This is a genomic window from Kocuria sp. CPCC 205235, assembly GCF_040980905.1.
Taxonomy (GTDB): Bacteria; Actinomycetota; Actinomycetes; order Actinomycetales; family Micrococcaceae; genus Kocuria; species Kocuria carniphila.
In genome coordinates, this window is the sequence record NZ_JAVKPR010000003.1 from 104,293 (window position 1) to 117,542 (window position 13,250).

Below are 13,250 nucleotides of genomic sequence, written 5' to 3' on the forward strand. Positions count from 1 at the left end.
CATTGAATGAGAGCAAGCTCACCAGAGCGGCTTGTCGCCCGTCCGCCAGTTGGTACCGCGAATCTTGTCGTGCAGGGCCACGGCGGAGATGTCCGTGAGGCACGCGACCTGGTCCACGACCAGGCGCAGGCGGGCGGCCTCGGCTCCGGGTCCGTCCTCGATCTCGCGCCAGTCCCCCGCGAATTCGGGTGAGAGGAACCGACCATCGGTCTCCATGAGGGCATTGACCAGAATGGTGAGGATCTCGTTCTGGTTGTCGTAGAGCGGTTGGGCGTCGCGCACGGTCATCACGAAGGCCGTGGCAATGCCCTTGAGCACCGCGATCTCCAGCTCGGTTTCGTGCGGCACCACCAGCTCGGCTGAATAGCGGGTCAGCTGACCGTCTCCGGCAACGTCACGCGTGGCCTCCACCGCGGACATCGCGAACCGGCCGATCAACTGGCTGGTCATGTTCTTGAGCCTCGCCAGGTCCTTGCGGGAGCCGTCCATGAGAGGTATCCACACCGGGGAGGCCTCCAGGCGACGCAGGGCGGCGTCCAGCTCCTCAGCGGTGGCTTGCGGAAGGTACCAGCGCTGGGTCCACTCGATCACGCGGGCCCGGGCAAGGGGATCAGCCAGTTGACCCAGTTGCAGGGTGTTGGAGGCAATCGCATCCTCCACATCGTGCACGCTGTAAGAGATGTCGTCGGCGAGGTCCATGACCTGGGCTTCCAGGCACTTGCGGCCCTCGATGGCGCCTTCACGCATCCAGCGGAACACCGGCAGGTCGTCCTGGTAGACGCCGAACTTGAGGTTGGGTTTCCCATCCGGGCGCTGCGGTGCATCTTCGGCGCTCCACGGGTACTTGCACGTGGCATCCAATGCGGCGCGGGTGAGATTGAGACCGGCGGGATGGCCGTCCTCGGTGATGATCTTGGGCTCCAGGCGCACCAGGAGTCGCAGGGTCTGGGCATTGCCCTCGAAGCCGCCGATTCCCCGCGTCATGGCCGCGAGCGCCGTCTCCCCGTTGTGCCCGAAGGGCGGGTGCCCCAGGTCGTGGGAGAGACACGCAGCATCCACGACGTCCGGATCGCAACCGAGAGCCTTGCCCAGTTCGCGGCCGATCTGCGCTACTTCCAGGGAGTGGGTCAGGCGATTGCGGACAAAGTCATCCGTGCTCGGTGCTACCACTTGGGTCTTGGCGGCCAACCGCCGCAGAGCGGAGCTGTGCAGCACACGCGCGCGGTCTCGCTCGAAGTGAGAGCGGTGGCGGTTGTGGTGGTTCTCGGCCACGTACCGCTCGGCGTCCTCGTAGGCGTACCCGGCGGGCAGGATTCCCAGGCGATCAGGGGTGTGCAATCGGTTAGCCTCCGGAAACATCGAGTTCAGCGTGCACCAGGCCCAGACGTTCGGCGTCGCCCAGGATGCGGGAGTTCAACCAACCGTCCGGAAGGTGGGGTTTGCGCGGGTTGCCCGCGCGGCCGCGCGGCCCCTCCACGTCCTTGCCGGGGTAGGGCAGGTCCAGATCAAGCTGGTCGAGCAGTTCGCGCAGTCGCGCCAGGCTGGGCACCTGCGCCATCTGCGCGCGAAGCTCGCCGCCCACCGGGTAGCCCTTGAAGTACCAGGGCACGTGCTTACGGATTTCGCGGCAGCCCTTGGCCTCGTCACCGAATTCCTCTGCGAGCAGCTCGGCATGCCGGTAAATGGTCTCCGCGACCTTGCGGACTCCGGGCTTGTATCGCTTGGGGCTGCCCTCGAAAGCCGCCTGCAGGTCACCGAACAGCCACGGGCGGCCCTGGCAACCGCGGCCCACCACCACACCGTCCACGCCGGTCTGTTCGACCATGTGTACGGCGTCCTCCGCCGAGAAGATGTCGCCGTTACCGAGCACGGGGATGTCCGGTAGCGCTTCGCGCAGCCGTGCGATCGAGTCCCAGTCGGCCTTGCCGGAGTAGTGCTGCTGCAGAGTGCGACCGTGCAGGGCAACCGCGGCCACGCCTTCATCACGTGCCATCCGGCCCGCATCCAGGTAGGTCTGGTGCTCATCGTCAATGCCGATTCGCATCTTAATGGTCACCGGGATGTTCGCCTCGGAGGCCTCCTGAACCGCGGTGCGAATGATCGCCCGGAACAGGTCGGTCTTCCACGGCAGGGCAGAACCGCCGCCGCGCTTGGTGACCTTGGGGACCGGACAACCGAAGTTCAGGTCGATGTGATCCGCGCGGTCCTCCTGCGCGACCATGCGCACAGCATTGCCAACGTTGACCGCGTCCACGCCGTAGATCTGGATGGAACGCGGAGTCTCGTCCGGGTCGTGATGAATGATCCGCAGCGACTCCGGGCGGCGTTCAACCAGGGCCCGCGCGGTGACCATTTCGGTGACGTACAGTCCCCCGCCGTACTCGCGGCACAGCTTGCGGAAGGACTTGTTGGTCACCCCCGCCATGGGTGCCAGAACCACGGGCACGTCGATTGTCAACGGTCCCAGCTGCAACGGTTTCAGGTTCAACACGGCCGGTTCCCGGTCCGCGGTCTCAAGATCTATGGTGCTCATCGTGGGCCATTGTCTCACTATTCGAGTTAACGCGTGCCGAGCTGTCCACCTGCTCCAAGCGCACCGCGAGCTTGAACGCCCGCACCTGTTCGTCGCGGCGGCCCAGGGCTTTGTACACGGCTCCTAGATCCCGCAGACATTGCACCCACTCCCGCGTGTGGGCCTCCGGATCCGGCAGCGCGGGATAAAGGTTACTGGCGTGGTAGAGGGCGTGAGCGGCGTCATTCCAGGCCATCATGTCCTCGGCAAGCGCCGCGAGTCCCTTCCAACACATGATCTGTCCGGCAATGTCCCCGCGCAGCTCACAACCCGCGAGAACCTTCTCGTAGTGGTCGTTCGCCAGTCTGCGACGGCCGGCTGCCTGTGCCGCCGTGGCCAGGTGCGAGGTCCACCGCAGATCCTCGCGTGAGACGAACTCCACACCATGCTCGGTACCCATGGGCCGCGACGGGTCCACCCCGGCCGCCTTGGCGCCCTCCTGGAACTCGCGATACGCGTCCCACGGGCGCCCCTCCAGCAGCAGGACGTCACCCAGACTCTCCAGGCACCGCACCCGCCCGCCCACGGATCGCGCGGTCCGCGGTGCGCGCCGGTACTGGGTCGCGGCCAGCCGGTAATGGTGTTCCGCTCCTGGCAGGTCAGCAGAATCTCGCGCGAGGTCCCCCAACGACGACGCCGCATCGCCGGCTACCAGCCACACCTCACCCAGTCGTGCGGTGCGCAGGGCGGCCTCGAAGGACTCTCGCGCCACCGCGGTATCCCCGGTTTTGAGGGCCGCGAGTCCGCGTTTGAGTCGTCGTTTGGCACTGGCCGCTGCGAACACGGGTGACTCCTAGGGGTGAGTGACATTTTTGGCAGAGGATCGCACAATACCTAGCCTCATTCTGGCGAACCTCTGCCCAGAATGTTCAGCGCCTGGGGCTCGACAGAAAGCTCCGCAGGAATCAGAGGATCCTGCGGCCCGCTTCGGACGGTTGCAAGGTCAAAAAGAGCGGTTCGCGGAAGCCGTTCTGGGCAAAGCACAACTGCACGGCCGCGGCCAGCCGATCCACGGACTCCAACGACACCAGGGCAATCACCGATCCGCCGAATCCGCCACCCACGACCTTGGCACCCAGCGCACCCGCGGACAGGCACCCGTCCACCGCGGCATCTAGTTCCGGGACGGTGACCTCGCAGTCATCTCGCATGGATTCATGACCCTCCACCAGGAGGCGACCCACGAACGCCCAGTCGGGGGAATCCGAGTGCAGCTCATCGGCGATCTGCACCGAGCGCACCATCTCTGTCATCGAATGTCGCAGCCTCAACCGAGTGTTCTCACGGTCCTCGGTGAGCTCCGCGCCCACCTCAAGAAGGTGATCGAAGCGATCGAGGACGGCAGCGGCGTCGTCGGGGGTGGGATGCTCAGGAAGCGCATCGCGCAACGTGGGCACATCCAAGACCGCTGCCGCGGCCTCGCACTCGGCCCGGCGGGAACTGTACTGACCATCTGCGAGCTTGTGCGGGGCGCGGGTATCGATGGCCAGCCACGTGAGGCCGGCGAGCGCGGGATCGGCGGGTAAGCGGACGACGTCGAAATCGCGGCAGTCCAGCGCCAGGATCTCCCCCGCGTGCGAGCGCAGGGACGCCGTCTGGTCCAGGCCGCCCGTGTTGGCACCCACGATGTAGTTTTCTGCGTCCATGCAGGCGCGAGCGAGGGCTCGGCGTAAGGCGTCGTTCGGGTGATCGTTGCCGGTGTTCAAGGAGAACAGCGAGAGCGCCACCGAGCATTCGAGAGCGGCGGAGGAGGCGAGCCCGGCCCCGATCGGCACCGTGGAGTCGACCATCAGGTCCGCCCCGAAACTCGTAGGCAGCCCGAGTTCGGGCACCGCGACGGGGTGCGCGGATGCCCCGCGGGCCACCCGATTCATCCCCCAGGCCACGCCGGCCACGTATCCGAACCACCCGGAGATGACCCCGGGTTCAATGTCGTCGATGCGGGTGGAACGGGGGCGGTCATCGGCCACGGACTCGTCCGCGTCCTGCATCGACTGAGCGTTGAGCACGCCGTCCTCACGAGGCGCAGCGGCCGTCAACGTGACGTACTGATGAGCGAACGGGAGGCACATACCACCGGAGAAATCCACGTACTCGCCCATGAGATTGGCGCGGCCGGGTGCGGCCCACACACCCACCGGTGCGCGGCCATAAGCCTCTTCGAACTTCTGGCTCAGCCGCTGTGCCCGCTCGAGGACATCCGGCTGACCGACCCACCGTGGGCGCGCGAAATCTTCCGGTGTGGCGGTTTCGCTGAGCTCACAGGACACGGGCGGATTCCTCACATGACGTTGACACCGGGGTGCGACGGACTGGGCTGACAAACCATTGTCCACTACCCGGCGCGGAAGTAGTGCTCCAGCTCCTCCAGCGACTTGTCCTTGGTCTCCGGAGCCACCCGGTACACCCACACCAGCGCGATGACCTGCAGCACCACGAAGATCAGGATCGTGTACCCCACGCCCAGCGAATCGGTGAGGATCGGGAACGTCAGGCCCACCACGAACGTCATCATCCACAAGATCCAAGCGCACACACCCATACCCACGCCACGCACGTTCAGCGGGAAAATTTCGGACATGTACAGCCAGGTCACCGTGCCGATGCAGCACTGCATGAACCCCACGAACACCACGATGCACGCGAGGATCACCCACGCTCGCGCCTCGTTGGTTTCCGGGATCAGCAAGTAGGACAGCGCAAAGGCCGTCAACGACGTCGCCGTGCCCGCCAAGCCGGAAAGCAACAGCTTGCGGCGCCCCACGTACTTGAGCAGGTACATGGCCAGTCCCACGGCCAGCACCCCCACCACGCCCGGGATGATGTTCGCGTAGAAAGCGCCGTTACCGCCGAAACCGACGTCCTGGAGAACGGTCACGCCGTAGTACTGGATGGCGTTGATGCCGGAGATCTGGTTGATGATGGCCATGGACGCGCCCAGGATGAAGATCCTGCGGATCCAGGGAATGCGCACCAGGTCCATGACCCGCGCGGTGGGGCGGTTCTTGTCCTCCTCGGCCAGTTGGAGGACGGTCTCGCCCTCCCTCGAGTCGTAGGCGTCTTCTCTGATGCGGCGGAGCACCTCGAACATTCGGTCGACGGAACCGTTGCGCGCCAGCCAGCGCGGTGACTCGGGGACCACAATCATGCCGACCCAGAGGATCAGCGCGGGGATGGTGGCGAGGACCAACATGTAGCGCCACACGTGCGGGATGTGGCCGAACGCGGTAGCGAGTCCGGCGTTGAAGACGAACGCGAGTGCCTGCCCACCCACGATCATGAGTTCGTTCTGGGCAACCACGCGACCCCGCAAATGTGCGGGCGCCAGTTCCGCCAAGAACACCGGGACGATCACGGAGGCCGCACCGACGGCCAGGCCGAGGATGCAGCGAAATGCCACGAGGGTCGTGACGGTCGGCGCTGTTCCACAGCCGATCGTTGCAATCACAAAGATGACGGCCAGGATCAGCAGCACTCTACGGCGACCGAAATGGTCGGCCAGCTTGCCGCCGAAGGCCGCACCCCATGCCGCACCGAACGGCAGAATCGAAGCAACCAGACCCTCCAGGAACGGCGTGAGCTGAAGGTCGTCCACCATGGATGGCAGGGCACCGTTGATCACTCCGGTGTCGTAGCCGAACAGCAGACCACCGAACGTGGCCACCGTGGCAATAAACTTGAGCCGCCTGTTCATGGGCGGTTTACTCTCCGCGGGCACCGTTTTCAATGACATGGCCGTCCTTTCTCCATAGAACGTCATACCACTGACGGTCACTCGGAACCCAACCGCTGGTCGGGTTTCGCAGTAACGATGCCTCCGGATGGGAACTATGGAGTGATGCCGTGCTCGGAAAGTTTGGTTTTGAACGCCCGCCACATGTTTGCGTAGCTGAAATCCTCGGTGATCTTCGCCCGACCTGCGCTCGCCAACGCCTCGCGTTCCGATGATGACTCCACGAGGTGGCCGATGACGCGCTGCCACCCTTTGCTGTCCCCCACGGAAACGGGAGCGGCGTATGACGCGTCAAAATATTCGCTGAGTGCGGTCGTTGCGGTGTAGGCCACAGCCGCCCCGGAAGCCGCTGCTTCTAAGGCAACCGATTGGCCCGTGGGATACGCCAGTTCTTCAGTCGGGACGGCGACGATCTTGGCACGCCTCAGCATCGCGCGGTATTGGTCGAACGGCACGACTCCGTGCACGACCACGTTGTCCGGCACAGTCAATCCGGCGAGATTCGCGGGCTGACACAGGACATGGACAGTGACGTCCAGGTCCCCCACTCCATCGAAGAACGTTCCGTAATCGCGTCCGTGATCAAACCCTGCGGCGAGAACGTCGATATCCCGTTCAACATCTTCACCGTCGAACAGTTCCGGCGCGCAGCCGAACGGGATGGCATCCACCTGTTCCGGTCTGAACCCGGCGTCGATCAGGATCTCGATCTGATTGCGGCTCAGTGTGAGGATCAGGTCAACTGCCTCGAACTGCCGGACCAGCGCACGGCGGTCCTCTGGATTCGCCTTAGAGATCCATTCGGCCAGCCAGCACGAAATCATGACCATGGGTGTTCCTGCGTAAGGCGGGATTCCACGTCTCTTGAGCTGAGCCGCGAACTTTGAATTGGGTTCCAGCAGTCCGAGAATCAGATCCGCCCGCTGGGCTTTGGGTATGGATCGGACCGGAACAACAATCTTTGTGCTGGTGCGATGTTCGATGACATCGCGAAGCTTGCGCGGCAGCCTTCCCTGAAGCGGTTGAACACCGCTCAGTTCAAATCCCAGATCCGGCAAGAGGTCTATGCCGTATGGGCCTTGCCGGAAATCACCTTCGAAGAGAACCAGGGTCTTCACGCGAGTCACACACCTTGCAGGGGACTGAGAGGGCGTCCTGAGCCTAGCCGACCAGCGTCACCGTCTCCGTGACCACGTGCGCCACCCCAGCCTCGAGCAGGTTGTCCACGACAGCCACCAGTGGGGTCATGGAGTCGTCCACTTCGAGCTCGACCGGGTAGTCGTTGACGAGCAGGGCCAGCAGCTTCTCCACGGCCTCGCCGGTTCCCGCTTCGCTGTCCTCCGCCCCTGGCACGTAGCCCAGCAGCACGTCAGCCGCCTCGAACTCGGCCGGTTCCTGATCCGGGTTGTGCGGATCGAAGGGGCGGTAGCTCACGGCAAAGGCCGAAATGGGAGCCTTGCCACCGGAAGCCCCGGTCCCGTCGCGCAGCACCACGGCACCGAAGGCACCGGCCTTGTCCGACAGCAACTGCTGATTGACTGCGCCGATCCCGATCTCGCCCACGGGATCCCACTCGTGCACCGAACGGTAGAACTCCCACACGGCGCGCGTGAGTTCCACCGATCCGGTCGCGAGATCCTCAACGGTCTGAGCGGGAGTACCGTCCGCGTTCTGCCCCAGCGTGGGCATCGGCAGCGCGCCAGCGTTGACGCGGACGACGCGTGACCGCATGGCCGGACGCAGCCCCTCGGCCTGAGCAAACTGCTGCCCGACCGACTCCGGAGTCACCCGGGTGCGCAGCGCGCTGACGCCCGACGGCGCCTGCTCGGCTTCCGCGCGCAACCTCGCCACGAGTTCGTGGCCAATTCCTTCGCGCTGACGATCCGGCGCAACTTCCGCGTAGGCCCACAATCGCTGCGGGTGCCACGGGGATTCGTACACCACCCCCGCGCCCACGGGCACACCGGAATCGGTGGCCACGAGCGTGCGGGAGAAAGCGGCGTCGTCGTTGGCACCCAAACGGGCGCGGAAGGCTTGGGCGGGGGCCGACGGCGCGTCCGGCCAGACCTCCAGCAAGCGGAGGTCGTCGTCTTCGCGCCACGGACGGTACTCGATGCTCATGCGGTCCTTACTTCTCGAGACGCTCGGCGAGGTACTGGCTCACGCGGTCCAGGCCAACGCGCTCCTGCGTCATTTCGTCGCGGGAACGGATGGTCACGGCTTGGTCCTCGAGGGTATCGAAGTCCACGGTGACGCAGAACGGCGTGCCGATCTCGTCCTGGCGGCGGTAACGACGGCCGATGGCGCCGGCGTCGTCGTAGTCGATGTTCCAGCGGCGGCGCAGCTCGGCGTCCAGGTTCTGGGCGACCGGCTTGAGGTCGTCCTTCTTGGACAACGGCAGCACCGCAGCCTTGACCGGGGCCAGGCGCGGATCGAGCTTGAGCACGGTGCGCTTGTCCACGCCGCCCTTGGTGTTGGGGGCCTCGTCCTCGATGTAGGCGTCGACCAGGAAGGCCATCATGGAGCGGGTCAGGCCGAAGGACGGTTCGATCACGTACGGCGTGTAGCGGTCGCCGGACGCCTGATCGAAGTACTGCATCTTGTCGCCGGAGTGCTCGGTGTGGTTGGACAGGTCGAAGTCCGTGCGGTTGGCCACGCCCATGAGCTCGCCCCACTCGGAGCCCTGGAAACCGAAGCGGTACTCGATGTCGATGGTGCCGTCCGAGTAGTGCGCGCGCTCATCCGCGGGCACGTCGAAGCGACGCATGTTGTCCGGGTTCACGCCCAAATCCACGAACCAGTCCCAGCACGCCTCGACCCACTCGTCGAAGTACTTCTGGGCGTCGTCCGGGTGGATGAAGTACTCGATCTCCATTTGCTCGAACTCGCGCGTACGGAAGATGAAGTTACCCGGGGTGATCTCGTTGCGGAACGCCTTGCCGATCTGCCCGATGCCGAACGGCGGCTTCTTACGCGATGCGTTGAGCACGTTGAGGAAGTTCACGAAGATGCCCTGGGCGGTCTCGGGGCGCAGGTAGTGCTTGCCCTCTTCGTTGTCCACGGGGCCCAGGAAGGTCTTCATCAGACCGGAGAACTGCTGCGGCTCGGTCCACTTGCCGTCCTGACCGGTCTCCGGGTCCTTGACGTCCGCCAAGCCGTTGACCGGCGGGTGACCGTGCTTGGCCTCGTAGGCCTCGAGCAGGTGATCGGCGCGGTAACGCTTGTGGGTGTGCAGCGATTCGACCAGCGGGTCGGTGAAGGTCTCCACGTGGCCGGAAGCTTCCCACACGGCCGAGGGCAGGATGATGGACGAGTCCAGGCCCACCATGTCCGCGCGGCCGCGCACGAAGGTCTGCCACCACTCACGCTTGATGTTTTCCTTCAGTTCCGCGCCCAAGGGTCCGTAGTCCCACGCGGAGCGCGAACCGCCGTAAATTTCACCCGCCTGAAAGACAAAACCTCGGCGCTTGGCCAGGGAGATGACATTGTCCAGGGTGGTTTTGGCAGCCATGCGTGCTCACATCCGTTTCTCGCCCGACCGCTGGCTGCGGCCGCGCGCGTGGAATCAGTTGGGTGGTTCTTGAGGGCGCTACTGACGACGACGCCGCGGGGCGGCTTTCGTGCGCTCGGCACCACGAATGAGACGCCCGAGATGACGTCTCTGTTCCAGGGTAGCCACTACGCGGAAAACTCGCCTAACTCGCCGGTTCGAGGTGAGTCAGACGAGTCTTCGTAGCGGTTTCTCTTGCGGGGTTTAGACGAATGCCGAGACGCCGGTCAACGCCCGGGACACGATGAGTGCGTTGATGTGATAGCTGCCCTCATAGGTGTAAATGGCCTCGAGGTCGCCCAGCACCTTGGAGATCTCGTAGTCGCTGAGCAGGCCGTTGCCACCGAGCGCATCGCGCGCCAACAACGCCGATTGACGGCCCAGTCGCGTAGCCGTGGACTTGGCGATGGCCGCGTGCATCATCTCGAGCTCGCCGGTCTCCTGCAGTCGTGCCATCTGGACCATCATCGCGGAGCTTGCGGCCAGATTGCCGGCGATCTCCGCCATGGCCTGCTGGATCACCTGGAAACGCGCCAGCGGCTTGCCGAACTGGAGGCGCTCGAGCGAGTAGTCACGCAGGATGTCCAAAATGGCCTGCTGGGCGCCCACGGCCTGCCACCCGACCCAGGCTCGGGAATCCTTCAGGAGTTCGTTGGCGGCATCGAAGCTGATGGCGCCGGGCAGGAGCGCGGAGCGGGGTACGCGGATCTCGTTGAGCACGATGTCCGCGTTCTGCATGATGCGCAGACCCATTTTGTTGGCGATCTTCGTGGCCGTGTAACCGGGGTGGGTGGTGTCCACGGCAAAGCACTTGATCAGACCGTCCGCGGTGTCGCGGGCCCACACGAGGGCGACCGCAGCCACGGTACCGGCACCGATCCAGCGCTTTTCACCTTGGATGACCCATTCGTCACCGTCCAACGTGGCGGTGGTGGCCAGGCCACCAGCGATGTCGGAACCGTGGGTGGGCTCGGTCAGGCAAAAGGCGCCCAACTGCGTCAGCTCGGAGAGGCCGGGCAACCACTGGGCTTTCTGTTCCTCCGAGCCCAGTTCCGCAATCGTTCCCACGATCAGTTCGTTGTGGATGCCAATCAGCGCGGACAGTGAGACGTCCGCCCGTGCGATCTGCGAGTGCACGATGCCCTGGAACAACCGTGAAGAACCATCCAGGAACAGTTTGCCGAGTCCCAGTTCCGCGAGCGCGGGCAGCAGCTCGGTGGGCAGGTGCTCACGATTCCACGGGTCGATGGACTGCTTGCGCACGTGGGTCTGCAAATGCTCCTTGATCATGGCCAAGCGCTCACGTTCGGCCGGATCGAGGAGGGACTCCACGTGCAGAAGGTCGACGTCCGGCAAGAGGCTCTGTGGTGCCTTACCGGACTGGGAGAGGGTCGCGCTGGTCATGATCGTGGTCCTCAAATTTCTCGGTATTCCGATTGTGGTCTTTCCAACTATAGGCCTTCCAAGTATATTGTGGTGTCGTGAGTCACACTTTCTTGCCAACGGACTCTTCAGAGCCGTTGCCGCCACCTGGTGAGCACGGCACGTCAGGATCACGACCGCATATCTAGGAGGCCTCGAAAGCCATGACCGTGACGAACGAATTTCGCACCGCCCGTGACCACCTGGTGTCACTCCAACAGGACTGGGAGCGTGCCCGCGAGGAATTTGTGTGGCCTCGCTTCGACCACTTCAACTTCGGTTTCGACTGGTTCGACCAGGTTGCAGCATCCCCCGAGCGCAAGGACCAGGATGCGCTGATCATTCTCGAAGAGGACGGCTCAGAGTTGCGCCGGACCTTCGGCGAGCTCGGCCGCGACTCGAACAAGGTGGCCAACTGGCTGCGGGAGCAGGGCGTGCAGCGCGGTGACCGCGTCATTCTCATGCTCAACAACCAGGTGGAACTGTGGGAGTCGATGCTCGCCTGCATCAAGCTCGAGGCCGTCATGGTTCCCACCACCACACAAATGGGACCCGCAGACCTCGAGGACCGGGTGACCCGCGCCGAAGCCAAGTGGGCCATCGTGGGTATGCAGGACGCCCCCAAGTTCGCCCCGGTGGACGGCGACTACACCGTGATCTATGTGCCCGGCGTCTACACCCCGGCCGACCAGGTCAAGGAGCCGCAAGCCGGTGGCCGCACCGTCATCAACTACAATGAGGCCTACGACGCCTCCCCCGAACTGAGCCAGGACTCCCCCACCGGTGCGGATGAGACCCTACTGCTCTATTTCACCTCCGGCACCACGTCTAAGCCCAAACTCGTGGAGCACACGCACACCTCCTACCCCGTGGGGCACCTGTCCACCATGTACTGGATCGGACTGGAACCCGGCGACATCCACCTCAACGTGGCCTCGCCGGGTTGGGCCAAGCACGCGTGGTCCAACTTCTTTGCTCCCTGGATCGCCGAGGCCACCATCTTCGTGTACAACTTCCGCAAGTTCGACGCCGCCGCGCTCATGAGCGTGATGGACAAGATCGGCGTGACCAGCCTGTGCGCACCGCCCACCGTGTGGCGCATGCTCATCAAGGCAGATCTGAGCCTGTTGCAGACTGCACCCCAGAAGACCGTGTCGGCTGGTGAGCCACTCAACGCCGAGGTCATCGAGCAGGTCAACCGGGCCTGGGGTTGCACGATTCGCGACGGCTTCGGCCAGACGGAATCCTCCCTGCAGGTGGCCAACACCCCCGGACGCCGCATCGTGATTGGCTCCATGGGCGTACCGCTTCCCGGTTTCGATGTGGTGCTCATCGATCCGATGACCGATGAGGAAGCGGACGAGGGAGAACTCTGTCTGCGTCTGGACCCCCGCCCGGTGGGTCTGATGCGCGGCTACTACGGCGACAAGGCCAAGACCGATGATGTGTTCCGCAACGGTCTCTATCACACCGGTGACGTGGTCTCCCGTGACGAGAACGGCATCTTCACCTACGTGGGCCGCGCGGATGACGTGTTCAAGTCCAGTGACTACAAGGTCTCGCCGTTCGAGTTGGAATCGGTTCTGGTCGAGCACCCGGCGGTCATGGAAGCGGCCATTGTGCCGACCCCCGACGAGCTGCGGTTGGCCATCCCCAAGGCCTTCGTGACCTTGAGTTCGGGGTACGAGCCCACCGCGGAGACTGCCACGGAAATCCTGCAGTTCTGCCTGAGCAAGTTGCCTCCGTACAAGCGCATCCGCCGGATCGAGTTCTTGGAACTGCCCAAGACGATCTCCGGCAAGATTCGGCGTGTGGAGCTCCGGAAGGCGGAGGAACAACGGTCCGAATCGGGTGAGGCGCCGGAGGGCTACGGCACGGAATTCCGTGAGGAAGACCTGACGCTCAAGCGCTAGAGCTCCTTCAACGGCCGGTGGCGCAGATATGACACCGGCCGTTGCTCCTCCCCCGGTCAG

At 64.4% G+C, this 13,250-nt stretch carries 10 protein-coding genes; 1 reads left to right on the plus strand and 9 read right to left on the minus strand.

Going from position 1 to position 13,250, the window contains the following annotated elements; all coding sequences use genetic code 11:
* Positions 1–18: 18 nt before the first annotated feature.
* From RF638_RS03370 to RF638_RS03410, 9 genes are all read right to left on the minus strand, one after another.
* Positions 19–1,338, minus strand: a complete 1,320-nt coding sequence (locus RF638_RS03370; RefSeq protein WP_095796744.1) for a deoxyguanosinetriphosphate triphosphohydrolase — start codon at positions 1,336–1,338, stop codon at positions 19–21.
* Positions 1,339–1,342: 4 nt separating this feature from the next.
* Positions 1,343–2,533, minus strand: coding sequence for a tRNA dihydrouridine synthase DusB (dusB, locus tag RF638_RS03375; protein WP_095796745.1), 1,191 nt, complete (start codon positions 2,531–2,533; stop codon positions 1,343–1,345).
* Entirely contained in the window at positions 2,514–3,356 is an 843-nt protein-coding gene (locus RF638_RS03380) for a hypothetical protein (protein ID WP_095796746.1), read from the minus strand. The genes dusB and RF638_RS03380 overlap by 20 nt, the downstream gene beginning before the upstream one ends.
* 121 nt (positions 3,357–3,477) lie before the next feature.
* Positions 3,478–4,842, minus strand: coding sequence for a galactokinase family protein (locus RF638_RS03385; protein WP_129701500.1), 1,365 nt, complete (start codon positions 4,840–4,842; stop codon positions 3,478–3,480).
* A gap of 65 nt (positions 4,843–4,907) precedes the next feature.
* Positions 4,908–6,305, minus strand: coding sequence for a sugar porter family MFS transporter (locus RF638_RS03390; protein WP_254049252.1), 1,398 nt, complete (start codon positions 6,303–6,305; stop codon positions 4,908–4,910).
* Between the two features lie 95 nt (positions 6,306–6,400).
* A complete protein-coding gene (locus RF638_RS03395) occupies positions 6,401–7,423 on the minus strand; it encodes a glycosyltransferase (RefSeq protein WP_095796749.1) in 1,023 nt (340 codons plus the stop codon).
* A gap of 43 nt (positions 7,424–7,466) precedes the next feature.
* Positions 7,467–8,426 carry a GNAT family N-acetyltransferase gene (locus RF638_RS03400; RefSeq protein ID WP_368841441.1) on the minus strand — a complete coding sequence of 320 codons (960 nt, stop codon included), beginning with the start codon at positions 8,424–8,426 and terminating at the stop codon, positions 7,467–7,469.
* Positions 8,427–8,433: 7 nt separating this feature from the next.
* Positions 8,434–9,816, minus strand: coding sequence for a glycine--tRNA ligase (locus RF638_RS03405; RefSeq protein ID WP_368841442.1), 1,383 nt, complete (start codon positions 9,814–9,816; stop codon positions 8,434–8,436).
* Between the two features lie 243 nt (positions 9,817–10,059).
* Complete coding sequence (locus RF638_RS03410; protein WP_095796752.1) at positions 10,060–11,259, minus strand: acyl-CoA dehydrogenase family protein; 1,200 nt, start codon at positions 11,257–11,259, stop codon at positions 10,060–10,062.
* A 182-nt stretch (positions 11,260–11,441) separates the two neighbouring features.
* On the opposite strand from RF638_RS03410, the gene RF638_RS03415 reads away from it, so the two are divergent.
* Positions 11,442–13,190: an AMP-binding protein gene (locus RF638_RS03415; RefSeq protein ID WP_095796753.1), complete on the plus strand. Its 1,749-nt coding sequence runs from the start codon at positions 11,442–11,444 to the stop codon at positions 13,188–13,190.
* The last annotated feature ends 60 nt before the right edge of the window (positions 13,191–13,250 follow it).